This is a genomic window from Streptomyces sp. NPDC059080 (assembly GCF_042739975.1).
In the GTDB taxonomy this organism is placed as follows: domain Bacteria; phylum Actinomycetota; class Actinomycetes; order Streptomycetales; family Streptomycetaceae; genus Streptomyces; species Streptomyces benahoarensis.
This window is the reverse complement of sequence record NZ_JBHYGX010000024.1, coordinates 25033-50814: the sequence shown is the minus strand read 5'-3', so window position 1 is coordinate 50814 and position 25782 is coordinate 25033. Positions and strand designations below refer to the sequence as shown.

Annotated in this window: 28 protein-coding genes, 1 tRNA gene and 1 riboswitch; of the genes, 23 read left to right on the top strand and 6 right to left on the bottom strand. The window is 71.3% G+C overall.

Translation table 11 applies throughout. The annotated features are described in order from the left end of the window. The first annotated feature begins 145 nt into the window (after positions 1-145). The 8 genes from clpS to ACFWWQ_RS19735 all read left to right on the top strand — a co-directional run bounded on the left by clpS (position 146) and on the right by ACFWWQ_RS19735 (position 6201). A complete protein-coding gene (gene clpS / locus ACFWWQ_RS19770; protein ID WP_030283369.1) occupies positions 146-454 on the top strand; it encodes an ATP-dependent Clp protease adapter ClpS in 309 nt (102 codons plus the stop codon). Then, positions 454-1047 (top strand): DUF2017 domain-containing protein, encoded by a 594-nt coding sequence (locus ACFWWQ_RS19765; RefSeq protein WP_384597799.1) that lies wholly within the window; start codon positions 454-456, stop codon positions 1045-1047. The genes clpS and ACFWWQ_RS19765 overlap by 1 nt, the downstream gene beginning before the upstream one ends. Positions 1048-1356: 309 nt before the next feature. Further along, on the top strand, positions 1357-2838 hold the full coding sequence (locus tag ACFWWQ_RS19760) for an amino acid permease (protein WP_384597797.1): 1482 nt from the start codon (positions 1357-1359) through the stop codon (positions 2836-2838). 129 nt (positions 2839-2967) lie between these two features. Further along, entirely contained in the window at positions 2968-3393 is a 426-nt protein-coding gene (locus ACFWWQ_RS19755) for a Mov34/MPN/PAD-1 family protein (protein ID WP_384597795.1), read from the top strand. A gap of 183 nt (positions 3394-3576) precedes the next feature. Further along, the gene (locus ACFWWQ_RS19750; protein WP_384597793.1) at positions 3577-3750 is read left to right on the top strand and encodes a putative leader peptide; all 174 of its coding nucleotides are present in this window, start codon (positions 3577-3579) and stop codon (positions 3748-3750) included. Between the two features lie 96 nt (positions 3751-3846). Beyond that, positions 3847-4155 (top strand): MoaD/ThiS family protein, encoded by a 309-nt coding sequence (locus ACFWWQ_RS19745; RefSeq protein ID WP_143941962.1) that lies wholly within the window; start codon positions 3847-3849, stop codon positions 4153-4155. A gap of 1 nt (position 4156) precedes the next feature. Continuing rightward, positions 4157-5107 (top strand): PLP-dependent cysteine synthase family protein, encoded by a 951-nt coding sequence (locus ACFWWQ_RS19740; protein ID WP_384597790.1) that lies wholly within the window; start codon positions 4157-4159, stop codon positions 5105-5107. Between the two features lie 341 nt (positions 5108-5448). Continuing rightward, entirely contained in the window at positions 5449-6201 is a 753-nt protein-coding gene (locus tag ACFWWQ_RS19735; RefSeq protein ID WP_384597788.1) for an MBL fold metallo-hydrolase, read from the top strand. Positions 6202-6366: 165 nt separating this feature from the next. On the opposite strand, the gene ACFWWQ_RS19730 is transcribed toward ACFWWQ_RS19735, so the two are convergent. After that, positions 6367-7677 (bottom strand): PTS transporter subunit EIIC, encoded by a 1311-nt coding sequence (locus ACFWWQ_RS19730; protein ID WP_384597786.1) that lies wholly within the window; start codon positions 7675-7677, stop codon positions 6367-6369. A gap of 266 nt (positions 7678-7943) precedes the next feature. Here ACFWWQ_RS19730 and ACFWWQ_RS19725 point away from each other — a divergent pair, with 266 nt between their 5' ends. From ACFWWQ_RS19725 to rdgB, 4 genes are all read left to right on the top strand, one after another. Further along, the gene (locus ACFWWQ_RS19725; protein WP_143944955.1) at positions 7944-8177 is read left to right on the top strand and encodes a glucose PTS transporter subunit EIIB; all 234 of its coding nucleotides are present in this window, start codon (positions 7944-7946) and stop codon (positions 8175-8177) included. 244 nt (positions 8178-8421) lie between these two features. Continuing rightward, the gene (gene rph / locus ACFWWQ_RS19720; protein WP_384597784.1) at positions 8422-9153 is read left to right on the top strand and encodes a ribonuclease PH; all 732 of its coding nucleotides are present in this window, start codon (positions 8422-8424) and stop codon (positions 9151-9153) included. A gap of 174 nt (positions 9154-9327) precedes the next feature. Beyond that, the gene (locus ACFWWQ_RS19715) at positions 9328-9744 is read left to right on the top strand and encodes a hypothetical protein (protein WP_384597782.1); all 417 of its coding nucleotides are present in this window, start codon (positions 9328-9330) and stop codon (positions 9742-9744) included. A gap of 8 nt (positions 9745-9752) precedes the next feature. Next, the gene (gene rdgB / locus ACFWWQ_RS19710; protein ID WP_384597780.1) at positions 9753-10388 is read left to right on the top strand and encodes an RdgB/HAM1 family non-canonical purine NTP pyrophosphatase; all 636 of its coding nucleotides are present in this window, start codon (positions 9753-9755) and stop codon (positions 10386-10388) included. Positions 10389-10446: 58 nt separating this feature from the next. On the opposite strand, the gene ACFWWQ_RS19705 is transcribed toward rdgB, so the two are convergent. Together ACFWWQ_RS19705 and ACFWWQ_RS19700 are read right to left on the bottom strand one after the other, a co-directional pair. Beyond that, positions 10447-10529: transfer RNA gene (locus ACFWWQ_RS19705), tRNA-Leu, on the bottom strand. 154 nt (positions 10530-10683) lie between these two features. Further along, the gene (locus ACFWWQ_RS19700) at positions 10684-12222 is read right to left on the bottom strand and encodes an MFS transporter (protein WP_384597778.1); all 1539 of its coding nucleotides are present in this window, start codon (positions 12220-12222) and stop codon (positions 10684-10686) included. Between the two features lie 391 nt (positions 12223-12613). On the opposite strand from ACFWWQ_RS19700, the gene ACFWWQ_RS19695 reads away from it, so the two are divergent. Beyond that, positions 12614-13135 (top strand): hypothetical protein, encoded by a 522-nt coding sequence (locus tag ACFWWQ_RS19695; protein WP_384597776.1) that lies wholly within the window; start codon positions 12614-12616, stop codon positions 13133-13135. Continuing rightward, positions 13135-14418, top strand: coding sequence for a sensor histidine kinase (locus ACFWWQ_RS19690; protein WP_384597774.1), 1284 nt, complete (start codon positions 13135-13137; stop codon positions 14416-14418). Before ACFWWQ_RS19695 ends, ACFWWQ_RS19690 begins: the two co-directional genes overlap by 1 nt. 66 nt (positions 14419-14484) lie before the next feature. Here ACFWWQ_RS19690 and bcp read toward each other — a convergent pair whose 3' ends face one another. Next, entirely contained in the window at positions 14485-14964 is a 480-nt protein-coding gene (gene bcp / locus ACFWWQ_RS19685) for a thioredoxin-dependent thiol peroxidase (protein ID WP_384597772.1), read from the bottom strand. A gap of 225 nt (positions 14965-15189) precedes the next feature. Between bcp and ACFWWQ_RS19680 the strand changes: the two genes are divergently transcribed. The 3 genes from ACFWWQ_RS19680 to ACFWWQ_RS19670 all read left to right on the top strand — a co-directional run bounded on the left by ACFWWQ_RS19680 (position 15190) and on the right by ACFWWQ_RS19670 (position 16422). After that, complete coding sequence (locus ACFWWQ_RS19680; RefSeq protein WP_384597770.1) at positions 15190-15510, top strand: DUF3618 domain-containing protein; 321 nt, start codon at positions 15190-15192, stop codon at positions 15508-15510. Positions 15511-15619: 109 nt separating this feature from the next. Next, complete coding sequence (locus tag ACFWWQ_RS19675) at positions 15620-15922, top strand: GroES family chaperonin (RefSeq protein WP_384597870.1); 303 nt, start codon at positions 15620-15622, stop codon at positions 15920-15922. An 80-nt stretch (positions 15923-16002) separates the two neighbouring features. Continuing rightward, positions 16003-16068: riboswitch (guanidine-III (ykkC-III) riboswitch) on the top strand. 33 nt (positions 16069-16101) lie between these two features. After that, positions 16102-16422 carry a DMT family transporter gene (locus tag ACFWWQ_RS19670; RefSeq protein WP_384597768.1) on the top strand — a complete coding sequence of 107 codons (321 nt, stop codon included), beginning with the start codon at positions 16102-16104 and terminating at the stop codon, positions 16420-16422. A gap of 40 nt (positions 16423-16462) precedes the next feature. Here ACFWWQ_RS19670 and ACFWWQ_RS19665 read toward each other — a convergent pair whose 3' ends face one another. Continuing rightward, complete coding sequence (locus tag ACFWWQ_RS19665; RefSeq protein ID WP_384597766.1) at positions 16463-18706, bottom strand: transglycosylase domain-containing protein; 2244 nt, start codon at positions 18704-18706, stop codon at positions 16463-16465. Between the two features lie 612 nt (positions 18707-19318). On the opposite strand from ACFWWQ_RS19665, the gene ACFWWQ_RS19660 reads away from it, so the two are divergent. From ACFWWQ_RS19660 to ACFWWQ_RS19635, 6 genes are all read left to right on the top strand, one after another. Beyond that, positions 19319-20116 carry an ABC transporter permease gene (locus ACFWWQ_RS19660; RefSeq protein WP_384597764.1) on the top strand — a complete coding sequence of 266 codons (798 nt, stop codon included), beginning with the start codon at positions 19319-19321 and terminating at the stop codon, positions 20114-20116. A 58-nt stretch (positions 20117-20174) separates the two neighbouring features. Continuing rightward, on the top strand, positions 20175-21008 hold the full coding sequence (locus ACFWWQ_RS19655; protein WP_384597868.1) for an ABC transporter permease: 834 nt from the start codon (positions 20175-20177) through the stop codon (positions 21006-21008). Positions 21009-21041: 33 nt separating this feature from the next. Beyond that, positions 21042-22070, top strand: coding sequence for an ATP-binding cassette domain-containing protein (locus ACFWWQ_RS19650; protein WP_384597866.1), 1029 nt, complete (start codon positions 21042-21044; stop codon positions 22068-22070). A 119-nt stretch (positions 22071-22189) separates the two neighbouring features. Continuing rightward, positions 22190-22459, top strand: a complete 270-nt coding sequence (locus ACFWWQ_RS19645; RefSeq protein WP_384597762.1) for a hypothetical protein — start codon at positions 22190-22192, stop codon at positions 22457-22459. Continuing rightward, the gene (locus ACFWWQ_RS19640) at positions 22452-23060 is read left to right on the top strand and encodes a DUF6879 family protein (protein ID WP_384597760.1); all 609 of its coding nucleotides are present in this window, start codon (positions 22452-22454) and stop codon (positions 23058-23060) included. Before ACFWWQ_RS19645 ends, ACFWWQ_RS19640 begins: the two co-directional genes overlap by 8 nt. A gap of 40 nt (positions 23061-23100) precedes the next feature. Continuing rightward, a complete protein-coding gene (locus tag ACFWWQ_RS19635; protein ID WP_384597758.1) occupies positions 23101-25293 on the top strand; it encodes a tetratricopeptide repeat protein in 2193 nt (730 codons plus the stop codon). Between the two features lie 125 nt (positions 25294-25418). On the opposite strand, the gene ACFWWQ_RS19630 is transcribed toward ACFWWQ_RS19635, so the two are convergent. Beyond that, positions 25419-25782, bottom strand: a 364-nt coding sequence (locus ACFWWQ_RS19630; RefSeq protein WP_384597756.1) for a tectonin domain-containing protein, incomplete at its 5' end; no start/stop codon positions are given.

Here is a 25782-nt window from a genome sequence, read left to right as displayed (position 1 = left end):
CACGGTGGGCCGCGCACCCCGTCGGCGGCGGCATCGCGGCCCCGCCCGCCGGGCCCCGCGAGCGGGTGTCCGGCGCCCGGCGCGGACCCCGGGCCGACTCACCCGCCCAGGGGCGTTTGTGCACGGTCCGGCCCCGGGTGGCAGCATGGGGCGTGTGAGTGTCCCAGTGGAGATCGAGCGCCCCGAGTCGAGCGAGGCACCCTACGCGGTGCCCGAACCCGACGTCCCCTGGGTCACGGTCGTCCACAACGACCCCGTCAACCTCATGAGCTACGTCGCCTACGTCTTCCAGTCCTACTTCGGCTACAGCAAGGACAAGGCGCACCAGCTCATGCTCGACGTCCACCACAAGGGCCGCGCGGTGGTCTCCAGCGGCAGCCGCGAGGAAATGGAGCGCGACGTGCAGGCCATGCACGGCTACGGCCTGTGGGCGACCCTTCAGCAGGACCGCTGATGGCCGGCCATTTCGAGCCCCAGCCCGGCGGCGGCGCGGCCGTCGCCCTCGACGAGGTCGAGATCTCCATCCTGCGCAGCCTCGCCGTCCAGCTCCTGGAGCTGGTCGGTCCCGGCGACGAGAGCGGCGACGCCGCGGACGACCTGCTCGCCTCCGTCTTCCGGGACGGCCCGAGCGAACCGCCCGCCGACCCCGTACTCGCCCGCCTCTTCCCGGACGCGTACGGCGGCCCGGACCGGGTGCCGGACGACGACGTACGCGCTGCGTCCGCCGAGTTCCGCCGCTACACCGAGAACGATCTGCGCGCCCGCAAACGCGATGACGCGCTCGCGCTGATCCGGTCGCTCGACGCGCTGCACCCCGACCCGGAGAACGGCGCCGTGCTGCGTCTCACACCCGAGGAGTGCCGCCGCTGGCTCGGCGGGCTCAACGATCTCCGGCTGGCCATCGGCACCCGCCTGGGGGTCACCGACGAGGACGACGGCGGCGAGCTGCTGCGCCTTCCGGACTCCGACCCCCGTAAGCCCATGGTGCTGGCCTACCTCTGGCTCGGCGGTCTCCAGGAAACGCTCGTCGAATCGCTGATGGCCTGAGTCCTGGTTACCATTCCTCAGGCGTTCGCTCAGAGGATGCTCAAATCCGGATAACGATCCCATCTCGCACGCGTGCGCCTTGCCGATTGTTTAGGACTTTGTCCTAATTTTCGCGTGACCTTGCATGACGACGTCTCTAGTCGCCCTCCAAGGCGCCGTGATAGATGTTCACGACCTGCCGTGAGCGACGCCACCCCTGTCGCTGCGGGAGCGCTGAGCCGGCCACCGCCGGCGTGCAGGAACTCCATCCGGGGGGATCGGAACCCGATCCGGACAGGCCGGGTCGGTATGGAGAAAGGCGCACCACTCATGACCTCTGTGCAGGTCGATAAGCAGCACGACAGCAATGAGGCCGCTGCGGAAGGCCCGGAAGAGGGCTACCAGCGGGGTCTGGGAAACCGCCAGATCCAGATGATCGCCATTGGTGGCGCCATCGGTACCGGCCTGTTCCTCGGCGCGGGCAAGGCGATATCCAAGGCGGGGCCCAGCATCATCCTGGCCTACGCGATCGTCGGTCTCGTCATCTTCTTCATCATGCGGGCCCTGGGCGAACTGCTCATGTACCGCCCGGTCTCCGGCTCGTTCTCGGAGTACGGACGCGAATTCCTCGGCCCCTTCATCGGCTTTGTGACCGGCTGGACCTACTGGCTCTTCTGGGTCGTGACCGGAATCACGGAAGTCACCGCCGCAGCCACCTATATCCAATACTGGAACCACGACATACCCCAATGGGTATCGTCGCTCGTCTTCACCGTCGCGCTCTTCGGGATCAACCTGATCTCCGTAAAGATCTTCGGTGAACTCGAATTCTGGTTCTCGATGGTCAAGGTCACCGCGATCATCGGCATGATCCTCATCGGTCTCGGCGTTATCATGCTGGGCTTCTCCGATGCCGGTGAGACCGCTTCCTTCAGTCACCTCTGGGCCGACGGCGGATTCTTCCCCAAGGGCATCGGCGGCACGTTGATGACCCTTCAGATCGTGATGTTCGCGTTCCTCGCCGTCGAACTCGTCGGCGTCACCGCGGGCGAGGCGAAGGACCCGAAGAAGATCCTGCCGAAGGCGATCAACACCGTGCCGTGGCGCATCGGCCTCTTCTACATCGGTGCGCTCATCATCATCCTGTCGGTCGTCAGCTGGACGGTCTTCGAGCCCGGCGTCAGCCCGTTCGTCCGTGCCTTCCAGGAGATCGGCCTGCCCGCCGGCGCCGGCATCGTCAACTTCGTCGTGCTGACCGCCGCCCTCTCGTCCGCCAACTCCGGGATGTACTCCACCGGCCGGATGCTCCGCGACCTCGCGGTCAACGGTCAGGGACCGAAGCTCTTCACGCACCTGAGCAAAAACGGTTTGCCTACCTGGGGCACCGGCGTCTCCGTCGGGATGATGCTGGTCGGCGTCTGGATCAACTACCAGTGGCCCGGCGAAGCGTTCAACTACGTCGTGTCCTTCGCCACGATCTCCGGCATGTGGGCGTGGATCGTCATCCTCTTCTCGCAGCTGCGCTACCGGGCCAAGGCCAACCGCGGTGAACTGCCGCAGTCGGAGTTCAAGGCGCCCGGCGCCCCGTACACCTCGATCTTCGCCCTCGCGTTCATCGGCATGGTCATCGTGCTGATGGGCATCGACCCGGACGCCCGCATCTCGCTGTACGCGGCGCCGATCTGGGCGGCCATCCTGGGCGCCGGCTACCTGTCCATCAAGCGCCGGTCGGCCGAGGGCGCCGCGGCCCGCGCCGCCGTCCCGGCTCCGGCCACCGGGGAGCAGACGCCCGGTACGGACGCCAAGGACTGACCGGCCGCTGTCCGGCGACGGGCCCGTACGCATCGCATCCCGCGGTGGGTACGGGCCCGTCGCCGTATGCGCCGCCCACCGTCCCGCACCCGCTCCCGGCCGCCGCGGGCGCCCTCCTATCCTTGCCGCATGCTGACCCTGACCCAGGACCTCCACGACCGGATCGTCGCGCACGCCCGCCAGGACCACCCCGACGAGGCGTGCGGCGTCGTCGCGGGACCGGCCGGCAGCGACCGCCCCGAGCGGTTCATCCCGATGCTCAACGCCGCCCGCTCGCCCACGTTCTACGAGTTCGACTCCGCCGATCTCCTCGCCCTCTACCGCGAGATGGACGACCGCGACGAGGAGCCGGTGATCGTCTACCACTCGCACACCGCCACCGAGGCGTACCCCTCCCGCACCGACGTCAGCTACGCCAACGAGCCCGGCGCGCACTACGTCCTCGTCTCCACCGCCGACACGGACGACGCGGGCCCCTTCCCGTTCCGCTCGTTCCGCATCGTGGACGGCGAGATCACCGAGGAGGAGGTCCGGATCGTCGCGGCGTACGCCTGACGGTCCGGACCCGGACCGGCCGTCCGGGAGCGTGCCCGCCGGAGGCGGCCCGCCCGCCGTGACCTGGGGTTCCTCGCCGTCCTCGGCGGTCCGCCGCCCGCCGCGTCCCACCTGACGTACATATCCGTCCGCATCATGGGACGAGGTATCAAAACCCGGACCGGGAATCGATACGATGACCGCATGGTTGACCACGACGTGCGCGAGCAGAGGAGGGCCATGCGCCAGCAGGCTCCGCTCGCCACGCGTCGCTCCGCCTCCGCCCTGCTGGGCGCGTTCGGCTGCGGAGCGGCCCGGCTGCACATCGATCTGTGCCGCCTGACCAGCGCCCTGTGTCCGGGTCGCGCCGCGGCCTGATCCGGGCCCGCACCACCCGCCACACCCGCACCGCCGTACGCCGTGCACACGGGACGCACAGCCCCCCGCCCCCCGCACTCCGACAGGAGCTCTCTCATGGCCATCGAGGTCCGAATCCCGACCATCCTGCGCACCTACACCGACGGCGCGAAGGCCGTCGAGGGCAGCGGGAACACCCTCGCCGACCTCTTCGACGACCTGGAGAGCCGCCACGCGGGCATCAAGGCGCGCCTCGTCGACGGCGGGCAGCTGCGCCGCTTCGTCAACGTCTACCTCAACGACGAGGACGTCCGCTTCCTGGACGGCATCGCCACCAAGCTGACCGACGGCGACAACGTCACCATCCTCCCGGCCGTCGCCGGTGGCTCCGCCGCCGCGGACGGCAGCCCGGCGGGCATGGCCTGACATGCGGTACGACTCCCCGCTGGCGGCGGTCGGGAACACCCCCCTCGTCCGCCTGCCGCGCCTCTCGCCCTCCGCCGACGTCCGCATCTGGGCCAAGCTGGAGGACCGCAACCCCACCGGCTCCGTCAAGGACCGCCCCGCGCTGCACATGATCGAGCAGGCGGAGAAGGACGGCAGGCTCACCCCCGGCTGCACGATCCTGGAGCCCACCAGCGGCAACACCGGCATCTCGCTCGCCATGGCGGCCAAGCTCAAGGGCTACCGCATCGTCTGCGTGATGCCGGAGAACACCTCGTCCGAGCGGCGTGAACTCCTCGCGATGTGGGGCGCCGAGATCATCTCCTCGCCCGCGGCGGGCGGCTCCAACACCGCCGTCCGCGTCGCCAAGGAACTCGCCGCCGAGCACCCCGACTGGGTGATGCTCTACCAGTACGGCAACCCCGACAACGCCGGTGCGCACTACGCCACCACCGGCCCCGAGATCCTCGCCGACCTCCCGTCCGTCACCCACTTCGTCGCGGGCCTGGGCACCACCGGCACCCTCATGGGCGTCGGCCGCTATCTGCGCGAGCAGGTTCCCGGCGTACAGATCGTCGCCGCCGAACCGCGCTACGACGACGTGGTCTACGGCCTGCGCAACCTCGACGAGGGCTTCATCCCCGAGCTGTACGACGAGTCGGTGCTCACCACGCGCTTCTCCGTCGGCTCGGCGGACGCCATCGCCCGCACCCGCGAACTCCTCGCCGAGGAGGGCATCTTCGCCGGGATCTCCACCGGCGCCGCCCTGCACGCCGCGCTCGGCGTCGGCCGCAAGGCGCTGCGCGCGGGGGAGAGCGCCGACATCGTCTTCGTCGTCGCCGACGGCGGCTGGAAGTACCTCTCCACCGGCGTCTACACCGCCGAATCCACCGAGGCGGCCATCGCCACTCTCCACGGCCAGCTCTGGGCCTAGGCAGGAGGCAGCACTTCGACGGCGGGCGGCCCTGCGACGGGCCGCCCGCCGCCGTGCGTCGTGGGTCGGCCGGGCGTACCGCCACCGGCCCCGTCGCGCGGCCCCGCGGACGGCCCCGCGCGGCCCCGCGGACGGCCCCGCGCGGCGCCCACCCGGACTGGTGATTCCGCCCACAGCTCGCCCCGCCACAGGAGCGGCGCCACCCGGGGCGCCTTACCCTCGTGGGCACCGCACCGCGCGACCGGACCCGCCGGGCACCCGTACGGACCGGCCACCCGCCGGACGCCATCGCCCGGCACGGTCCGCCGCTCCGCCGTCCCGCACAGGAGGTTCACGCCCGCATGAAGCTCACTGTCGTCGGATGCTCCGGGTCGTTTCCCTCCGCGGATTCGGCCTGTTCGAGCTACCTCTTGGAGGCCGACGGCTTCAGGCTGCTCCTCGACCTGGGCAACGGCGCCCTCGGCGAGCTGCAGCGCCACTGCGGTCTCTACGATCTCGACGCCGTCCTGCTGTCCCACCTCCACGCCGACCACTGCATCGATCTGTGCGGCTACTTCGTCGTCCGCTACTACCGCCCGGACGGCGGACGCTGCGGGCCGATGCCGGTGTACGGCCCGGCGGGCACCGAGCGGCGGCTGACCGCCGCCCACGCGGACCTGCCGCACGAGGGCGCGATGAGCGAGGTCTTCGACTTCCGGACGCTGTCCGAGGGAACGTTCCGGATCGGCCCGTTCACCGTCCGGGCGGAGCTCGTCAGCCATCCCGTCGAGGCGTTCGGCTTCCGGATCGAGCACGGCGGACGCTCGCTGACGTACTCCGGCGACACCGGGCCCTGTGCGGCGCTCGACCGGCTCGCCGAGGGCACCGATCTCTTCCTCTGCGAGGCGTCCTTCACGCACGGCAAGGAGCACATCCCGAACCTGCACCTCAACGGGCGCGAGGCCGGCGAGGCCGCCGCGCGGGCCGGTGCCGGGCGGCTGATCCTCACCCACATCCCGCCGTGGACCGACCCGGACATCACCCTGCGCGACGCGCAGAAGGTCTACGACGGCCCGGTCGAGACGGCACGCGCGGGCACGGTCCACGAGGTCTGACCGGAACCGGACCCGGAACCGACACGGCCCCGGAACCGGACCCGGACCCGCATACGGAAAGGCGGCGGCCCCGAAGGTCTCGGGCGCCGCCCACCGCCGTCCGCGCCACGGTACGGCCTCACGGCCCCCGGGCGGCCCTCCCGGAAACCTCCCGTACCGCCGCGACTACTTCACGTTCTCCCGCTCCAGTTCCTCCGCCACTTCCACCGGCTCACGCCCCGGAGTCGCCAGATCGAATTTCGTGATCACGAACCGGAACAGCGCGTAGTAGAGCACCGCGAAGCACAGCCCGACCGGAATGATGAGCCACGGTTTCGTCGCCAGCCCCCAGTTGATGACGTAGTCGATCAACCCCGCCGAGAAGCTGAAGCTGTCGTGCACCCCCAGCGCCCAGCACACCGCCAGCGACGCCCCCGTCAGCACCGCATGGATCCCGTACAGCACCGGCGCGATGAAGACGAAGGAGTACTCGATCGGCTCGGTGATGCCCGTGACGAACGACGTCAGCGCCACCGACAGCATCAGCCCGCCCACCTCCTTGCGGCGCCCCGGACGCGCGCAGTGCGTGATCGCCAGCGCCGCGGCGGGCAGCGCGAACATCATGATCGGGAAGAAACCGGTGGTGAACTGCCCCGCCGTCGGATCGCCCGCCAGGAAGCGGTTGATGTCGCCGTGCACCACCGTGCCGTCCGGCTTGGTGAAGTCGCCGAACTGGAACCAGACGAACGTGTTCAGGAACTGGTGCAACCCCACCACCAGCAACGCCCGGTTCGCCGTCCCGAAGATCCCCGAGCCGATCCAGTCCAGATCCGTCAGCCACTTGCTGAACGACGTCAGCGCGGCACCGACCGGCGGCCACACGAACAGGCAGACCACCGCGAACGCCAGCCCCACGAACGCCATCACGATCGGCACCAGCCGCCGCCCGTTGAAGAACCCCAGCCAGTCCACCAGCTTCACCCGGTGCAGCCGCTGCCAGCACCACGCCGCCGCGAACCCCATCACGATGCCGCCGAACACCCCCGGATTCTGGAACGTCGCCTGCGCCGCCGTCCCCGTCCCGTCCACACACACCCCGCCCCACGGCCCCGCCTGCGTGAACGTCTGCCCCGACGGACACGCCTGGGGGAACTGGTGCAGCACCGCGAAGTAGACGAGAAACCCCACCACCGCGGCGAGCGCCGTCGACCCGTCCGCCTTCTTCGCCATCCCGATCGCCACCCCGACGCAGAACAGCAGCGGCAGCCCCAGCCCCGAATCCAGCAGCGCGCCGCCCGCGCCCGCGAAGACCTTGGCCACGGAGCCCCAGCCCAGCCCGTCCGCGCCGAAGACGTCCGGCTGCCCCAGCCGGTTCAGGATGCCCGCGGCGGGCAGCACCGCGATCGGCAGCTGAAGGCTGCGCCCCATCTTCTGCATGCCCTGGAAGAGATGCGCGCCCTGCTTCGTGCGGGGTGCCGCCGCCGCGCCAGAACTCATCCGCCACCTCCGGCAACCGTCCGACGACACCGTGCCCGGCGGGTATCGCATACTGGTGGTGTAGACCACTTGTGATGCGGCCCCGGGCCCCCGGTGTGCACTCCGGGTGATCGCTATCCTTCGCCAGAAAGCGGACAAATGCCCGTAAAGCTGGGCTGAACGTGCGTTACGGTTCGTCAACCGCAGGGCACACCGCCGCACCCCGCACCACCGCCCGGCACCCTCGCCGGCACCCTCGCCGGCGTCCGAGACAAGCAGGAGTGGACATGGCCACCAAGGCTGAGAAGATCGTCGCCGGGCTCGGCGGACTCGACAACATCGAAGAGGTCGAGGGCTGCATCACCCGCCTGCGCACCGAGGTCGTCGACGCCTCCCTCGTCGACGACGCCGCCCTCAAGGCCGCCGGCGCTCACGGCGTCGTCAAGATGGGCACCGCCATCCAGGTCGTCATCGGCACCGACGCGGACCCGATCGCGGCGGAGATCGAAGATCTCATGTGAGCTGAGGCGCTCGCCTGCCGGGCCCCGGCTGCCGTGCACCCGTGCACGGACCGGGGCCCGTGGCGTCCTCGGGGAGTGCCGGGGGGGCGGGGCCTCGGCGTACGCACCGGGCGGCGCCCGCGGCTTTCCGGGCCGGCGGCCGGAGAGCTCCCGCCCCGCCCCGGCCCGGCCCGGCCGCTCCTGCTCCCGGTCTGCCCCTCCGCCGCGGGACCGCCCCCATCCCGTTCCCGCTAGGCTCTACGCCATGTCTCGCATCGACGGCCGCACCCCCGAACAGCTCCGCCCCGTCTCCCTTGAACGCGGCTGGAGCAAGCACGCCGAAGGCTCCGTCCTCGTCGCCTTCGGCGACACCAAGGTCTTCTGCACCGCCTCCGTCACCGAGGGCGTACCCCGCTGGCGCAAGGGCACCGGCGAGGGCTGGGTCACCGCCGAGTACGCGATGCTGCCCCGCTCCACCAACACCCGCGGCGACCGCGAGGCCGTCCGCGGCAAGATCGGCGGTCGCACCCACGAGATCAGCCGTCTCATCGGCCGCTCGCTGCGCGCCATCATCGACTTCAAGGCCCTCGGCGAGAACACCGTCGTCCTCGACTGCGACGTCCTCCAGGCCGACGGCGGCACCCGCACCGCCGCCATCACCGGCGCCTACGTCGCCCTCGCCGACGCGATCACCTGGGCCCAGCACAAGAAGATCGTCAAGGCCGGACGCAAGCCCCTGACCAGCACCGTCTCCGCCGTCAGCGTCGGCATCGTCGACTCCGTGCCGCTCCTCGACCTCTGCTACGAGGAGGACGTCCGCGCCGAGACCGACATGAACGTCGTCTGCACCGGCGACGGCCGCTTCGTCGAGGTCCAGGGCACCGCCGAGGCCGAGCCGTTCGCCCGCGACGAACTCAACGCCCTCCTCGACCTCGCCGTCACCGGCTGCGCCGACCTCGAAGCCGCCCAGCGTGAGGCCCTCGCCCGCGCCCTCTGAGCCCCGGCCCTTCCCGCCGGGCCCCGGCCCGCTCGTACCGTCCGGCCGCGTTCCCTCCCGGGGCGCGGCCGGAGGCGTATCCACCAGCGCCTCGCGGCAACCGAATCCCCCCGCCCGCGCGTTTCTCCCCCCTATCTGCTTTACCTGTTCATGACTTTGGGGAGGAACCGTCCCATGACCCTGCGCACCCGTAGCACCCGTCCGCGCCGACGGCCCGCCGCCACCGCCCTCGCGGCCCTCGCCGCCGCGGCGCTCGCGATACCCGCGCTTACCGCCTGTAGCGCCGTCGACAAGGCGATGGACTGTGCCCACACCGCCGCCGCCGTCGTCAACGGCGTCGACAAGCTCCAGCAGACCGCACAGAACGCCGCCGACCACCCCGAGCAGACGGAGAAGGCCCTCGACGGCCTCGATCACGACCTCAAGGGCATCGGCGACGCCACCGGAGAGCCCGACCTCACCAAGGCCCTGAAGAGCATGAACGACGGCATCGACAGCGCCCGCCAGGCCGTGCGGGACGGCAGGAACCCCGACCTCCAGCCGCTCGCCGACGCGGCCGGCGAACTGACCAAGGTGTGCACCCCGGGATAATCACTCCCATGCAGCACACCACCGAGCAGCGGCCCGCCGCACCCCGCCGCCTCATCCTCGCCACCCGCAACCCCGGCAAGGTCACCGAACTCCGCGCGATCCTCACCGCCGCCGGTCTCGACGTCGAACTCGTCGGCGCCGACGCCTACCCGGAGATCCCTGACGTCAAGGAAACCGGCGTCACCTTCGCCGAGAACGCCCTGCTGAAGGCGCATGCCCTGGCCCGCGCCACCGGTCACCCGGCCGTCGCCGACGACTCCGGCCTCTGCGTCGAGGTCCTCGGCGGCGCGCCGGGCATCTTCTCCGCCCGCTGGTCCGGCCGCCACGGCGACGACCGCGCCAACCTCGACCTGCTCCTCGCCCAGCTCTCCGACATCGACGCCGCCCACCGCGCCGCCCACTTCGCCTGCGCCGCCGCCCTCGCCCTCCCCGACGGCACCGAACGCGTCGTCGAGGGCACTCTCCCCGGCACCCTCCGCCCCACCCCGTCCGGCACCGGCGGCTTCGGCTACGACCCGATCCTCCAGCCCCTCGGCGAATCCCGCACCTGCGCCGAACTGACCCCCGACGAGAAGAACGCCATCAGCCACCGCGGCAAGGCGTTCCGGGCACTGGTTCCGGTCGTGCGGGAGCTTCTGGGCTGAGCCCGTACGCAGGGAAATGGCCTGCGAACCGAAGCTTCGATTCGCAGGCCATTCAGGGTGCGGCGGAAGGGATTCGAACCCTCAAGCCCTTTACGGGCCACAGATCCTAAGTCTGCTGCGTCGCCACTGCGCCACCGCCGCCAGCCGTCCTCATCGTACCGGCAGTTGGCAGGCACGGGGCCAGGCTTGCCGCGCTGATGAGCCTGGCCGGGGAAGTGCTCGGTCGTCAGATGAAGAGAGCCGGGGAATCCCTCCTCGGCCGCTCCTCCCTCGGCCCCTCCTCGTGCGCCACCCCTCAGAACTTCGGCTCCTGGTTCTGGGCCGTGATCATTTCGACCGCCTCCTCCTTGGTGGCGACCGAGGGCGGGGAGCCCGCCAGGGGCTGCTGGGCGGTTTCCTCCATGCAGGCGACGGCGATGACGCCGACGAGGGCGGCGCCCATCGTGTAGTAGGCGGGGACCATGACGTTCCCGTCGAAGGCGTCCATCAGGGCGGTGATCACCAGCGGGGTGGTGCCGCCGAAGAGCGAGACGGCGAGGTTGTAGCCGATGGAGAGCGAGCCGTAGCGGACGTTGGTGGGGAAGAGGGCCGGGAGGGCGGCGGACATGGTGCCCAGCAGGCAGACGAGGGAGAGGCCCAGGAGGGCCATGCCCGCGATGACCGCGCCGAGGCTGCCCTGCTTGACCAGCAGGAAGGCGGGGATGGCGGTGATGAAGAAGCCGAGCATGCCGCTCATCAGCAGCGGTTTGCGGCCGTAGCGGTCGTTGAGCCGGCCGACGGTGGTGATGATCAGCATCAGCGCGATCATGGTGGCCAGCAGGATCAGCAGGCCGTGCGATTCCTTGTAGTGCAGGGTGTCGGTGAGGTACGTCGGCATGTACGACAGCAGCATGTAGTCGGCGATGTTGTACGCGCCGACGAGGGCGATGCAGAGGATCAGCGTGGGCCACTGCTGGGCGAAGATCTCGCCGATCTTCTTCCTGGGGGCGTTCTCGGAGAGGTGCGCGAACTCCGCCTCGGTCTCGGTGGGCGAACCGGCCGCGGAGTGTGTCTGGGACGCCTCCAGCTTCTGGAAGGCGGGCGTCTCGTCGAGCTTCAGCCGCAGGTAGAGACCGACCAGGCCGAGCGGCCCGGCGACCAGGAACGGGATGCGCCAGCCCCAGTGGAGCATCGCGTCGGCGCCGACGGTGGTGTTGAGGATCAGCACGATCCCGGCGGCCCCGGTGTAGCCGATCAGGGTGCCCATCTCCAGGAAGCTGCCGAAGTAGCCGCGCTTCTTGTCGGGCGCGTACTCGGCGATGAACGTGGACGCGCCGCCGTACTCCCCGCCCGTCGAGAAGCCCTGGACCATCCGGAAGAGGATCAGCAGGGCCGGGGACCAGAAGCCGATCGCCGCGTACGAGGGGATCAGGCCGATGCAGAAGGTGCCCGCCGCCATCATGATCATGGTGAGGGCGAGGACCTTCTTGCGGCCGACGCGGTCGCCGAGGGGGCCGAAGAAGGCGCCGCCCAGGGGCCGGACGAGGAAGGCCACGGCGAAGGTGGCGAACGAGGAGAGCAGGCTGACGGTGCCGCTGCCGTTGGGGAAGAAGACCTTGCCGATGGTGACCGCGAGATAGCTGTAGATCCCGAAGTCGAACCACTCCATGGCGTTACCGAGGGCGGCCGCCTTCACGGCCCGCTTGACCACGCGCTCGTCGGTGATGGTGATGTCGGTGCGCCGCAGTTTGGGATTCCTGCGCCGGGCTATGGCACGGAAGAGCGCACGGTGGCGCTTGAGGGCTTCCGGATCGTGTTCGGAAGCGGGGTCTGCTTCGGTGCTGCCGGTCGGCACGAGGCGGTCCTCTCGTTCAGAGCGCGAAGTGCGCGGGGATACGACGGGTGCGCCTGCGCAGTCGAGCGCGGATCAAACCACCATGGCTCCGGAAGGGGAGGTACGTCACCCCGGCTGAGCCGTCCGGGGAAAGCCATGGTGGCCTGGGGTTTCGAGGTCCGCGAGCGGGGGCTCCCCGAACCCGGTCAGCGGGGCGTTGTTACAGAACTGGTACGAAGCCGCGCGGTCATCGCCGTGCGCGGGCAATCAGCCCGTGCGGGGGCCGGGGCAGGGTGGGCCGGTGCCGTTGCCATGCGCCCGCGAAGCCGCCGTTCGCCGGGCCCCTCGCGGGGGGTGGTGGCGTCGGGTGTACGGGCGGGGTGCGGGGCCGTGGCCCCGGAAGGAGAGGGCGATGGGCGACCGCGTAGGGGCGCGCCGGGTGGGGTGGCGTACCGCTGTGCCGGTGGGCGCCGTGCTCACGGTGCTGATCGCGGCCGGGGTGTGGGGTGCGCAGGCGGGCCGGCACGCGTCGGCGGTCGATGTGGCGCCGCAGACGTCGGCGGCGCGGCTGCGTCCGGCGCCCGGGGAGGCGCCGCAGAAGGCGGCGCCGGACGGGCTGCCCGGGGTGCGGGACTGCGGCTTCGGTGAGCTGGAGGTCGAGCCGCAGGTGATCACGTTGACGTGTGCGGACTCGGGGATGGTGGCGACGGGGATCACCTGGGAGCGGTACGGCCGGACGTCGGCGGAGGGCCGGGGCGTGGTGCAGGTGGAGAAGGCGGCGGCGGGGGCGGCGGGGGACGCGGTGTTCCCGGCGCGGTTCCGGCTGTACGGGGTGCGGACGGTCAAGGGGGGCCGGGCGTTCACCGGGCTGGAGGTGACGTACGACGGTTCGACGCCGATGGGGGACACGACGGAGGTGTACAGCCTCGCGTGATGGGGATCAGGGGCCGGATCGCGCTGGCCATTTCGTGTGTGACGGCGCTCGCCGTGGTGGTGCTGGGTTTCGCGGTGCATCACATCGCCGACGCCGGGCGGGAGCGTGCGGCGCGCGCGTATCAGGACGTCCGGCTCAGTTCGGCGGTGCAGATATACGAGCGGGACGGGACGCTGGCGATGGGGGCGCAGCTGGACGACGCGGCGCTGCCGGGGCCGTTGCGGGACGCGGTGTTCGCGGGGCGGTCGGGGACGTATCTGAGCGGGGGCGAGGATCCGCGGGTGTGGGCGGCGACGGGTGTCGATGACGGGACGGGCGGCGCGCGGTGGGGGCGGTCGCTGTCGGTGTCGGCGGCGTATCCGGAGGACGATCCGGCGCGGGTGGCGCTGGACCGGGCGCTGCTGATCGCGGGTGTGGGCACGGTCGTGTTGATGGCGGTGGTGTCGTGGTTCGTGGCGCAGCGGCTGTCGCGGCGGCTGCGGTTGAGTGCGGCGGCGGCGCGGCGGATAGCGGCGGGTGCGGGGCCGGAGCTGGAGTGGGACGGGTTGGCGAGCGCGGGGCGGGACGAGGTGGCCGAGTTGGGCCGGAGCGTGCATCACATGGCGACGTCGCTGGCGGCGCAGGCGCAGGCGGAGCGGGAGTTCACCGCGGATGTGGCGCATGAGCTGCGGACGCCGGTGGCGGGGCTGGTGGCGGCGGCGGAGCTGTTGCCGCAGCCACGGGCGGTGGAGCTGGTGCGGGACCGGGCGCAGGCGATGCGGCGGCTGGTGGAGGACCTGCTGGAGGTGTCGCGGCTGGACGCCGGGGTGGAGCGGGCGGACGTGGACGCCTGTGAGCTGCCTTCGCTGGTGCGGGGGATCGTACGGCGGGCGGCGGGTCAGCGTGGCGTGGACGAGGTGACGGTGACGGTCGAGGGGGAGCCGCGGATCGTGGAGACGGACCGGCGCCGGGTGGAACGGGTGCTGGTGAATCTGCTGGCCAACGCGGAGCGGCACGGGAAGCCGCCGATCGAGGTGGTGGTGGCGGGCAACCGCATCGTGGTGCGGGATCACGGGCCGGGGTATCCGGCGGATCTGCGCGCGGAGGGGCCGCGGCGGTTCCGTACGGCGGCGCCGGAGCGGGGGACCGGGCACGGTCTGGGGCTGACGATCGCGGTGGGTCAGGCCGGGGTGCTGGGGGCGCGGCTGGACTTCGGTGCGGCGGAGGACGGCGGCGCCCGGGCGGTGCTGGAGCTGCCGGACCGGGTGGCGGTGGCGGCGGAGGGACCGGACGGGCGGGGGTAGGCCGCCCGACCGGCCTCCTCGGCCCATCCGCGGGTCAGGACATCCGGGCGTCAGTATTTCCGCAGGTCAGGAAGGAGTGGCGAGCTTCAGATCCTTGATGATCTTCGCGACATGGCCGGTGGCCTTCACGTTGTAGAGCGCGCGCTCGACCTTGCCGTCCTCGTCGACGACGACGGTGGAGCGGATCACGCCGGTGACGACCTTGCCGTACAGCTTCTTCTCGCCGAAGGCGCCGTACGCCTCCAGGACCTTCTTGTCGGGGTCGCCGAGGAGCGTCACCTTCAGCTCTTCCTTCTCGCGGAACTTCGCCAGCTTCTCCGGCTTGTCGGGCGAGATGCCGATGACGTCGTAGCCGTGACCTGCGAGGAAGTCGAGGTTGTCGGTGAAGTCGCACGCCTGCTTGGTGCAGCCGGGGGTGAGGGCGGCCGGGTAGAAGTAGACGATGACCTTGCGGCCCTTGTGGCCGGCGAGCGAGATCTCGTTTCCGTCCGCGTCGGGCAGGGTGAAGGCGGGGGCGGTGTCGCCGGGCTGCAGTCGCTCGCTCATGGCTCTCCTTCGAAGGTTCCGTACGCCCCGAGATTACGGCGTCGGGCGGGCGGCCCGGCTGTGCCGGTGCGTGGGGGCCGAGCGTTACAGGGGGTGCTGTGGGGCGCGGCGGGGTGTGAGCTGACAGACTGTGTGCACGAATCGGTACGCATGTGGTGGCCGGTTCCGTACGGGGCCTCGTGCCCGGCCCCGTACGCATCGGCCCGAGACGACGGAGGCAGCGCGGTGTCGGAAGCCAGGACCCCTGCGCAGATCGAGGCGGACATCGTCCGCAGGCGGCAGGATCTCGCCGTGATGCTCGACGAGATCGGCGTGCGGCTGCACCCGAAGACGATCATCGGTGAGGCGAAGGCGAAGACCGTCGAGGCGGTGGACCGCACGGCCGGTCGCGCCTATGTGACGGTCAACCGCGTGGTGTCGGACGTCCGCGCCCAGTTGGTGTCGGAGGACGGTGCGCCGCGGCTGGAGCGGATCGTGCCGGTCGCGATGGTCGGCGTCGGCGTCGTGGGCCTGCTGGTGGTGCGCTCCCGGAAGCGGCGCGGCTGAGCCTGCCGCTGAGCGGCGCCCGGCGGTCGGGCGGCGGCCGGGGTGCGGGTACGGTCGTGCCGTGAGCCCGAATAACGCCAAGGACACCCACGACAAGCTGCCGATCCGGATGCTGCACGACCGCGTGCTGGTGCGGACGGACATCCCCGAGGGCGAGCGCCGCTCGACCGGGGGCATCGTCATCCCGGCCACCGCCGCCGTCGGCCGTCGGCTGGCCTGGGCCGAAGTGGTCGCCGTGGGACAGAACGTACGGACCGTGGAGATCGGCGACCAGGTGCTGTACGACCCGGAGGACCGCGCCGAGGTCGAGGTGCGCGGGGTGGCGTACGTGCTGATGCGGGAGCGGGACCTGCACGCGGTGGCCGCGGAGCGGCTGGAGGGCGCGGACGATTCGACGGGGCTGTACCTGTAGGACGTTCCGGGGCCCGCCGCCGTACGGGAGCGGGCCCGCGGGTGTACGGGCGGTGATCGAGGTCACCGCCCGTTGTGCATGCCCTTTGCTAGCCTCGGAATCACCCGACGAGACGCGCCGTACCGGGCAGGAAAAGACGACGCACCCCCCTGTTGAAGCTCTTTCATGGAGGTGCCGTCATGGCATGGATCCTGCTCGCGGTCGCCGGTCTGCTGGAGGTCGGCTGGTCGATCGGGATGAAGTTCACCGACGGGTTCACGCGGCTGTGGCCGAGCGTGTTCACCGGCGCGGGCATCGTGGCGAGCATGCTGATGCTGTCGGTCGCGGCGCGGACGCTGCCGATAGGTACGGCGTACGGCGTGTGGGTCGGGATCGGCGCCGCCGGTGCGGCCGTGGTCGGGATGGTGGTCCTCGGTGAGCCGGTGACCGCGGCCCGGATCTTCTTCATCTGTCTGCTGCTGGTCGCGGTGGTGGGGCTGAAAGCCACGTCGGGGCATTAGCGGGCACGGGCGGGCGCCGCCGCCCGCCCGGCGGCCTCGCTCAGTAGCCGTAACCGCCCTCGCCGCCGCCGTTCCCCCCTGCGCCGCCGTCCGTGCCGGGACCGGCGGGCGGCGGCCCCGCGGTGGGGGCGCCGGGCCGGTTGGTGGGCTGCGGGCCGCCGGTCGGTGCGGCGCCGGGCACGGTGGCGGAGCCGGACGGGGACGGGGAGGCGCCCGAGGCGGACGGGCCCGGGGAGGCGGAGTTCTGGGCGCCGGGCTCCAGTTTCAGGTCGAAGGTGCGGACCGGCTGCCCGCGCAGGGCGGCGGCGGTGTAGTCGGCCCAGATCTGGGCGGGGAAGCCGCCGCCGTTGACGCGGGGCAGCCCGGCGGCGCCGTAGAGGGGTTGCTGCGCGGCGGTCTCCGGGTGCTGGCCGAGGACGGCGACGACGGTGGCGAGTTCGGGGGTGTACCCGGCGAACCAGGCGGCCTTGTCGTCCTCGGCGGTACCGGTCTTGCCCGCGGCGGGCCGCCCGGCGGCCTGGGCGGCGGTGGCGGTGCCGCCGTCGACGACGTTGCGGAGCATCGAGGTGGTGGTGTCGGCGGCGGAGCGGCTCACGGCGGTGGTCTCGGGCCGGTCGGGCAGCGCGATCTGCTGCCCGTCCTTGGTGACCTTGTCGACGAGGGTGTACGGGCGGTGCCGTCCGTGGTGCGCGAGGGTGGCGTAGACCTGGGTCATGTCGAGGACGCTGGGGGTGGCGGTGCCCAGGGAGATGGCGCCCTGGGAGGTGGCGAGGCCGGGGGCGTCCTCGGGGACGCCGAGGGCGACGGCGGTGTCCTTGACCTTGGCGGGGCCGACGTCGATACCCATCTGTGCGAAGACGGCGTTGACGGACTTGTCCATGGCGGCGGTGACGGTGATCTGCCCGTAGGAGCGGTCGTCCTCGTTGGCGGGGGCGAAGCCTGTGGAGTGGCCGTGCTGGACGGCCATGCGCTTGTTGGTGCCGTCATAGGGGGTGTTCGGGGTGATGCGGGCGCCGCTCTGGGTGACCGAGCCGTTCTGGACGGCGGAGGCGAAGACCAGCGGCTTGAAGACGGAGCCGACCTGGTAGTCGCGGCGGGTGGCGCTGTTGACGTACTGCTTGGCGTAGTCGGTGCCGCCGTAGAGGGCGACGACGCGGCCGGTCGCCGGGTCGATGGAGGCGCCACCGGCGCGGACGGCGGCGTCGACGGGGCGGGTGTCGCTGAGCCGGTCGGTGAGTTTGGCGCCGACGGCGTGAGTGAGGGCGTCCTGGCGCTTGCGTTCCAGGGTGGTGGTGATGCGGTAGCCGCCGGAGCGCAGGGTGTCCTCGTCGACGAGGTGATGGTCGGTCAGATAGTCGGTGACGGCCTTGACGACGTAGCCGCGCTGGCCGGTGAGACCGGCGGGGGTGGTGGTGGAGAGGGGGGCGGGGAAGGTCATGGCGTCGCGGTCGGCGGCGCTGAGCCAGTGCTCCTTGACCATGCCGTTCAGGACGTACCTCCAGCGGTCGAGGACGCGGGAGCGGTTCTCGGGGTGGGCGGTGACGTCGTACGCGCTGGGGGCGTTGAGGAGGGCCGCGAGGTAGGCGCCCTGGGCGGTGGTGAGCTGGTCGACGTTCTTGCCGTAGTACGCCTGGGAGGCGGCCTGGATGCCGTAGGCGTTGCGGCCGTAGTAGCTGGTGTTGAGGTAGCCCTCCAGGATCTTCTCCTTGCTGACCTCGCGGTCCAGCTTGATGGCGATGAAGAACTCCTTGGCCTTGCGGGTGAGGGTCTGTTCCTGGCCGAGGTAGTAGTTCTTGACGTACTGCTGGGTGATGGTCGAACCGGACTGTCGGCCCTTGCCGGTGGCGGTGTTCCAGGCGGCGCGGAGCATGGCGGCGGGGTCGACGGCCGATTCGGAGTGGAAGTCGCGGTCCTCGGCGGCGAGGACGGCCCGCTGGATGCGCTTGGGGATCTGCGCGAGGGCGACGTTCTCGCGGTTGATGTCGCCGTCGCGCGCCAGCTCGGAGCCGTCGGCGTAGAGATAGACGTTGCTCTGGGCGCGGGCGGCGCTGTTGGCGGCCGGGATGTCGACGAGGAGGTATCCGGCGACCAGTCCGCCCAGGACGAGCAGCACGACCAGCAGGGCGGAGCCGAGGAACATCCGCCAGGTGGGGAAGGCGCGGCGCCAGCCGGTGCGCCGCCGGCGGCGCCGGGCGGTGTCCTTCCCCGCGGTTGCCGGTGTGCCGGGGCGGGGGCCCCACTTCCGGGGGCCGCCGTTCTCCGGGCCGTGCGGCTCTTCGCTCATGTCTGGTGGGACTCCTCTGCCGCCGCCGGGGCGGATGCCGCGGCGGGCCGGTACCGGAAGGAATGCGCGCGATGTTCGGGAATGATGGTGCTCGTCCCGATACGTACTGTCGCATCATCTGATCCGTTCCCGGGGTGCGGCACACACCGGTGACCGGTCCACGGGCAGCCGGATGGCGCCCCCGTCTCACCCCCACGGGTGATAAATGCGTGGTGCCCGCGGCGGGTGTCCCGCTAAGCTCCGGTGTTTTGCCGCCGGGCCCCGCCCCGGCATGTACGCCGCCGGACCTCAGCCCCCGGAAACACGGCCCGACGCCCGGGCGCGGCCCCGTCGCCCGCCCCCGCCCCCGCCCCCGATCCTCATCCGCCTCCTCATCCGCCTCCGCCTCGGCCTCCGCCTCGGCCTCCGCCTCCGCACCCCGCCCGGCCGCCGCCGGTGCGCCCGCCCGGCACCGTCCGGCCCGGCGCCCCACGGCCGTCCGCCGGTGCACGCCCGCGAGGCGGGCACCCCGCGCGCCCGGCGGACCGGGCGCCGTACATCCGCGCGTCACGGCGCCGGACGCAGCACCACGTCCGCGCCCCACGGCGCCGAACAGGAAAGGGAATCGGCTCGATGCTCTACGCGGCCGTGGCGACCGGAAGCTTCCGGCGCTACGCCACCTACCGGGTCGCCACCGCGGCCGGAGTGTTCACCAACACCGTCTTCGGCTTCATCGTCGCCTACTCCTACACCGCCCTCTGGGACCAGCGGCCCCATCTGGGCGGCTACGACCTGCCGCAGGCGCTGACCTTCGCCTGGACCGGGCAGGCACTGCTCGCCGCCACCTCGATGATGGCCGGCGGCGGCATCGCCGAACTCCAGGACCGCATCCGCACCGGCGACATCGCGGTGGACCTGCACCGCCCGGCCGACCTCCAGCTGTGGTGGCTCGCCGCCGACCTCGGGCGGGCGGTGCTCCAGCTGGTCGGCCGGGGCGTCGTCCCACTCGCCGTCGGCGCCTGCTTCTTCGAACTGGCCCTGCCCGACGCGCCGTTGACCTGGCTGTTGTTCCTGACCTCGGCGATCCTGGCGGTCGTCGTCAGCTTCGGTCTGCGGTATCTGGTGGCGCTCACCTCGTTCTGGCTGCTGGACGGCGCCGGCCTGTCGATGATCACCGGCCTGGCGGCGACGTTCTTCTCCGGCATGGTCCTGCCGCTGCCGGTCTTCCCCGACGCCCTCGCGCACGCCGCGCAGCTGCTGCCCTGGGCGGCGCTGCTCCAGGTCCCCGCCGACATACTGCTCGGCGCGCGCACCGGCGCCGGTGCGCTGCGGGGCCTGCTGCTCCAGGCGGGCTGGGCGGTGGCGCTGCTCGCCCTGGGGCAGCTGGTGCAGTCGTACGCCACCAGGAAGGTGGTGGTGAACGGTGGCTGACGGGGTGCGGGAAACGGCCGCGCCGCCCGCGGACCGCGCGCCGGACGCCGAGGGGCGGATGGTGGACGCCGAGGGGCGGATGGCGGTGGTGGCGCACGGGCTGCGCGCGTACCGGCTGCTGGTGTGGATGTGGGTGCGCTCGACGCTCGCCTACCGGGCGTCGTTCGTGATGATGGCGTTCGGCAACTTCGCCGCCACCGCGCTGGACTTCGTCGCGCTGCTGCTGATGTTCTCCCGCGTCGACGTCCTCGGCGGCTTCTCGCTGCCCGAGGTCGCCCTGCTCTACGGCGCGTCGGGCACCGCGATGAACCTGGCGGACCTGCTCATGGGCAGCATGGACCGGCTCGGCAGCCGGATCCGGGACGGCTCGCTGGACACGCTGCTGCTGCGCCCGGTGCCGGTCTTCGCGCAACTGGCGGCCGACCGGTTCGCGCTGCGGCGGCTGGGCGGCATCACCCAGGCGCTGCTGGTGCTGGGCTGGGCGCTCGGCCACGTCGACGTGGCGTGGACGGCGGGCCGGGTGCTGATGGTGCCGGTGATGCTGCTGACCGGGACGGCGATCTTCGGGGCGGTCTTCACGGCGGGCGCCGCCTTCCAGTTCTGGGCGCAGGACGCCGCCGAGGTGCAGAACTCCTTCACCTACGGCGGCAAGGCGATGCTCCAGTACCCGCCGACGGTCTTCGCCAGGGACCTGGTGCGCGGCGTCACCTTCATCGTCCCGCTGGCCTTCGTGAACTGGCTGCCCGCGCTGTGGCTGCTGGGCCGCCCCGAGCCGCTGGGCCTGCCGCAGTGGGTGGCCTTCCTGGGCCCGGCGGTCGCCGCGCTGCTCTGCACGGCCGCGGGCCTCCTGTGGCGCCGCGCGCTCACCACGTACCGCAGCACCGGCAGCTGACGTGGCGATCCGACGAACGTATGAGGAAGGGGAATTGTGGTGGACGCGCTGATCGAGGTGGCCGGGGTCGAGAAGGTGTTCTCGGTGCGGCGCAAGGTGGGGCGACTGCGGCGGGTGCGGGAGGAGGTACGGGCCGTCGCCGGGCTGGACTTCACCGTCGCCCGCGGCGAGATGGTCGGCTACATCGGCCCGAACGGCGCCGGGAAGTCCACCACCATCAAGATGCTGACGGGCATTCTGATGCCCAGCGCCGGGCGGCTGCGGGTCGCGGGCATCGACCCGTTCGCCCGCTCCGGGGCGGGCGGCGCCGGAGGCCGCGTACGCCTCGCCCGCCGTATCGGCGTCGTCTTCGGCCAGCGCACCACCCTCTGGTGGGACCTGCCGCTGAGGGATTCCTACGAGCTGGTGCGCCGGATGTACCGCGTCCCGGACGCCGCCTACCGCGCCAACCTGGAGCGCTGCGTGGAGCTGCTGGACCTCGCGCCGCTGCTGGACGTGCCGGTACGGCAGCTCTCGCTCGGGCAGCGGATGCGCGGGGACATCGCGGCGGCGCTGTTGCACGACCCCGAGGTGCTCTACCTCGACGAGCCGACGATCGGCCTCGACGTCGTCAGCAAGGCGAAGGTCCGCTCCTTCCTCCGCGACGTGAACGCGGAACGCGGCACCACCGTCCTGCTGACCACCCACGACCTCACCGACATCGAGCAGCTGTGCCGCCGGGTGATGGTCATCGACCACGGCCGCCTGGTCTACGACGGCCAACTCGCCGGGCTCCGCGCGGCGGGCGAGGGCGAGCGGACCCTCGTGGTCGACCTGGACCGCGAACTCCCCCCGATCGACGGCGTACCCGGCGCCCGCACGGTCAAGGTCGCCGGCCCCCGCCAATGGCTGTCCTTCCCCGCCTCGGCGAGCGCCGCCCCGCTGGTCGCCTCCATCGCCGAGCGTTACCCGCTGGTGGATCTGTCGATCCGCGAGCCGGATATCGAGGATGTGATCGCGCGGTTGTACGCGGGTGGGGCGCCGGGGGTGGCGGTGGCGCCGATGGCGGGTGGGTCGGCGTAGGACCCTGGCCATGCGTCCTCGCTGCCTTCACCTGATTAGGTCAAAACCCTTACGACGTAAGGAATTTGATTGAATGCCACTGCTACGTTGGAGCGACAAGGTGACAGAGGGGCGGCGTCATGAGCAGGCCATGGGAAGCGGATCCGGGAACGGACTTCAAGAGGCGTCTGGGGAAATCGGCCCTGGAGTTGGGTGCGACCAACGGTGGTCCTGAATGTCCGGACATCTGGGAGCTGAAGAACGGCGACATCGCTGTGATCGGACGTGATCTCACCACCTCCCTCGGCGCCCGCCTGCCGGACGGAGTCTCCATCAGCTCGGACGAACGCCTCGTGGTCATCCCCCGCAGCATGCTCATCGCGGCGAAGGGAGCCATTCCTCGTGTTTGAGTGCTTCCGCGACGGCGCCGGCGAGATCCTCAAGAGGCCGGACTACCTCGCCGACTTCGGCCGGTTCTACGAGAGCGACATCTCCCTCCTCGCCAAGATCGAGCGTGGTCAGACGTTCAAGGAGCAGGGGTCGCCCAGCTGGGATGCCTTCGCCTCCGGGGACTGGGCGGGCGCGTTGCGTCTGATCGAAGCCGGGCGGGATTCCGTTGCCGCGTACTTCCAGGGCTGCGCGCGACGCGGCCTGGCGTTCCGGAGGCTTCGTATCGTCGAATTCCCCGTGGCCCCGTATCTCCAGTGGGAGATGAATTCCTTCCGGCTCCGGTCCGAGCTGGGCGAGGAGATCCGAGTACTGGATGCCCGGGAGATCGCCGACCTGGAGCGTGCGGAGCCACTTCCGGAGGTCGTGGTCCTCGGGAATTCAGTGATGTACGCCGTGATCTACGACGAGGAACTGAAGGGCGCGGGTGCGCGCCGGTTCACCGATTCCGAGCGGATCGCGACGACACTCACCGAATTTGAGTCCCTGTACCGCAAGGGCGAGGAATTCTCGGAGTTCTTCGAGCGGGAGATCGCCCCGCTCGGACCGCCCACCGTCCGCTGATACGCCAACCGGTGCGCGGCAGCGTGAGGAGCATGCGCCGATGAGTGGGTCGACCGAGGGCCGGGCCGAGAGCAACGGCCGCGTCTATCAGTCCGGTGGGGACCAGCACATCACCGAGCACCACCACCACGGTGATGCCTGGACCGCCATGCCTGGGGCGGCGCCGGACTCCGTACGGCGACCGGCCATAGGGCGCTCTCCGGTGGTCCTGCGGGACCGGGTGGAATTGCTGGCGCGGCTGAGGGCCGCTCTCGAAGAGGGCGCCGCTCACGACGTCTACGTCCTGTACGGCCTGGGCGGCTGCGGCAAGACCGCCGTCGCCTCCGAGATCTTCCGTTCCGCGACCGCCGAGGGCGACCGGATCGGGCTGTGGGTGAATGCCTCCGACCTGACCTCACTACGCGCCGGCATGCTCGCCGTCGCCGCGGACCGCGGGGCGGACGAAGGCGAGCTGACCGCCGCGCGCAGCGGGCTGCGAGCCGCCGCCGACCTGGTGTGGGACCGACTGGACCGGTCCGACCAGCCATGGCTGCTGGTGATCGACAACGCCGACGACCCGGCCATCCTGCGTGACGGCAGCTGGCTGCGCACCAGCCCGCGCGGCACCACCCTCGTCACCACCCGGCAGGTCGCCGCGCATTGGTGGCCCGGCGCCGAGCTGCATCACGTAGGGGTACTGCCGCGGGAGGATGCGGCACGGGTGCTGTGCGATCTGGCTCCGGAGAGCGGGACGGTGGAGGAGGCGGCCGAGGTCGCGGACCGGCTCGGGCGGCTGCCGCTGGCACTCACCCTCGCGGGCGGCTACCTGGCACACCAGGTGATCGACCCGTGGAACATGGCAGAGTACGGGCGGGTCCTCGACCGGGGCTCCGAGGTGGACGCCATAGAACTGCTCGACCAAGGGGCCGCGTACGGCAGCGGCCACGACTCGCGCCATCTCGCCAGCAACACCTGGGAACTGTCCCTGGACGCACTGCGTACCCACGGGCTACCCGAGGCCACGACCTTGATCCGGCTGCTCGCCTGCTGGTCCCACGACCCGCTGCCGCTTCACCTGCTGGCCGGTCCCGGCATCGGCGCGGTGCTGCCCCGCGCCCGGGTGGAGACGGCGCTCCGTGGACTGCTCGACCACTCGCTCACCCGCCTCGTACCCGGCCCGCCCCGCTGTGTGCGCACCCACGGGGTACTGCTCGACAGCATCGCCCGGAGCACCCCGGCAGAGCAGCGCGGATCGCTGGTCGGCGCCGCCGCCGAGCTGCTCGGCACGGTGCTGCCCGAGGCGACGCAGCCGTGGGCGCGCGAGGATCCGTCACTCGCTCCGTTCGCGCCGCACATCCGGGCGTTGCTGCGCCGGGCGTGTCAATGGCCCGAGATCGGTCCGGAGCCCCTGGCCCGGGTGCTGGACTGCGCGTTGCGGCTCGTGACGGCCCTGCACCGGGCGGGCGACTACGCCTCCGCGCTGTCGGTGGCGCAGGACGCGCTCGGGCGCGCGACGGAGCTGCCGACCGCGGACCACCCCGCGGTGATCGCGCTCCGCCAACGGGTCGGACGGGCCCTCTACCGGCTCGGACGGTACGAGGAAGCGGAGGCGGCTCACCGCCGTGCCCTTGACGACTGCACCGCCGCGTTCGGCGCGGATGCCGTCGAGACGCTGGAGAGCTGTGTGGGGTTGTCCTCGGTGCTGTTCTGGGGGCTCGATCGGAAGACGGAGGCAATGTCGCTGTTGCGGTGGGCCGTCGAGGGCCGGGCCGCCATGCTGGGCACGGCCCACCCGTCCATGCTCATCGCGCGGACCTACCTGCTGGAGTTCACGGTCGGCCCGGAGCTGGACCCGATCACCGGCCCCGAGCTGCTGGCGGACTGCCGCAGCACGGTCGGCCCCGGGCACCCGATCACCTTGGCCGCCGAGCTGAACTACAGCTTCGCCTTGATCGTCAGCGGTCATCAGGACCGGGCCTTGCCCCTCGTCCGTGGCGCGGTGGCCGCCTTCGAGCGCACCTACGGACCGGACCACCCCAAGACCCTCGCCGCCCGCTCCTTGCTGAGCCGCGTCCTCGGTGAGCTGGGTAAGCGCGAAGAAGCGGTGACGCAGGCCGAGCGGGTGGCCGATGCGCGGGCACGGGTGCTCGGCCCCGAACACCCGTGGACCACATGGTCGTTGGAGCGGCTCGCGGTGCGGCGGCGGGCGGTCCGGGCAGGACAGGAAGGTGAGGACGAGCCCGACAGGCTCTAGGCGTGTCGTTCGGTGGGTCACTCGCGTGGCCGTAGAGGGATCGGTGCGTGGTGACATTGCCCGGTGGAAGGGGGCGAGAGGCCCGTGCGATCCCGGCAGGGGCCTCTCGGGCTTGCTGACCGAGGTCAGCTCGGCTGGTCTCCGGTGTAGCGGTAGATTGCGCCGTCGGCGTTGACGTGCCAGACGGTGCCGTCGGCGGCGACTCCGATGTCTACGGCTTTTCCGGGGATGCCGGTCCAGGGGTTGGAGTCGTATCCGGTGTAGCGGTACATCTGGCCGAGGGAGTTCACTCCCCATACGTGGGTTCTGGATCCGACGGAGATGCGGGTGAGGCCGCCGGAGATGTTGATCCAGGGGGTGGGGCCTTGGTCTCCGGTGTAGCGGTAGATTCCGCCGTCGGCGTTGACGTGCCAGACGGTGCCGTCGGCGGCGACTCCGATGTCTACGGCTTTTCCGGGGATGCCGGTCCAGGGGTTGGAGTCGTATCCG

Coding starts and splice junctions, on each gene's coding strand:
- clpS (WP_030283369.1), top strand. CDS start 146: ATGGGGCGTGTGAGTGTCCCAGTGGAGATCGAGCGCCCCGAGTCGAGC.
- ACFWWQ_RS19765 (WP_384597799.1), top strand. CDS start 454: ATGGCCGGCCATTTCGAGCCCCAGCCCGGCGGCGGCGCGGCCGTCGCC.
- ACFWWQ_RS19760 (WP_384597797.1), top strand. CDS start 1,357: ATGACCTCTGTGCAGGTCGATAAGCAGCACGACAGCAATGAGGCCGCT.
- ACFWWQ_RS19755 (WP_384597795.1), top strand. CDS start 2,968: ATGCTGACCCTGACCCAGGACCTCCACGACCGGATCGTCGCGCACGCC.
- ACFWWQ_RS19750 (WP_384597793.1), top strand. CDS start 3,577: ATGGTTGACCACGACGTGCGCGAGCAGAGGAGGGCCATGCGCCAGCAG.
- ACFWWQ_RS19745 (WP_143941962.1), top strand. CDS start 3,847: ATGGCCATCGAGGTCCGAATCCCGACCATCCTGCGCACCTACACCGAC.
- ACFWWQ_RS19740 (WP_384597790.1), top strand. CDS start 4,157: ATGCGGTACGACTCCCCGCTGGCGGCGGTCGGGAACACCCCCCTCGTC.
- ACFWWQ_RS19735 (WP_384597788.1), top strand. CDS start 5,449: ATGAAGCTCACTGTCGTCGGATGCTCCGGGTCGTTTCCCTCCGCGGAT.
- ACFWWQ_RS19730 (WP_384597786.1), bottom strand. CDS start 7,677: ATGAGTTCTGGCGCGGCGGCGGCACCCCGCACGAAGCAGGGCGCGCAT.
- ACFWWQ_RS19725 (WP_143944955.1), top strand. CDS start 7,944: ATGGCCACCAAGGCTGAGAAGATCGTCGCCGGGCTCGGCGGACTCGAC.
- rph (WP_384597784.1), top strand. CDS start 8,422: ATGTCTCGCATCGACGGCCGCACCCCCGAACAGCTCCGCCCCGTCTCC.
- ACFWWQ_RS19715 (WP_384597782.1), top strand. CDS start 9,328: ATGACCCTGCGCACCCGTAGCACCCGTCCGCGCCGACGGCCCGCCGCC.
- rdgB (WP_384597780.1), top strand. CDS start 9,753: ATGCAGCACACCACCGAGCAGCGGCCCGCCGCACCCCGCCGCCTCATC.
- ACFWWQ_RS19695 (WP_384597776.1), top strand. CDS start 12,614: ATGGGCGACCGCGTAGGGGCGCGCCGGGTGGGGTGGCGTACCGCTGTG.
- ACFWWQ_RS19690 (WP_384597774.1), top strand. CDS start 13,135: ATGGGGATCAGGGGCCGGATCGCGCTGGCCATTTCGTGTGTGACGGCG.
- bcp (WP_384597772.1), bottom strand. CDS start 14,964: ATGAGCGAGCGACTGCAGCCCGGCGACACCGCCCCCGCCTTCACCCTG.
- ACFWWQ_RS19675 (WP_384597870.1), top strand. CDS start 15,620: ATGCTGCACGACCGCGTGCTGGTGCGGACGGACATCCCCGAGGGCGAG.
- ACFWWQ_RS19670 (WP_384597768.1), top strand. CDS start 16,102: ATGGCATGGATCCTGCTCGCGGTCGCCGGTCTGCTGGAGGTCGGCTGG.
- ACFWWQ_RS19665 (WP_384597766.1), bottom strand. CDS start 18,706: ATGAGCGAAGAGCCGCACGGCCCGGAGAACGGCGGCCCCCGGAAGTGG.
- ACFWWQ_RS19660 (WP_384597764.1), top strand. CDS start 19,319: ATGCTCTACGCGGCCGTGGCGACCGGAAGCTTCCGGCGCTACGCCACC.
- ACFWWQ_RS19655 (WP_384597868.1), top strand. CDS start 20,175: ATGGTGGACGCCGAGGGGCGGATGGCGGTGGTGGCGCACGGGCTGCGC.
- ACFWWQ_RS19645 (WP_384597762.1), top strand. CDS start 22,190: ATGAGCAGGCCATGGGAAGCGGATCCGGGAACGGACTTCAAGAGGCGT.
- ACFWWQ_RS19635 (WP_384597758.1), top strand. CDS start 23,101: ATGAGTGGGTCGACCGAGGGCCGGGCCGAGAGCAACGGCCGCGTCTAT.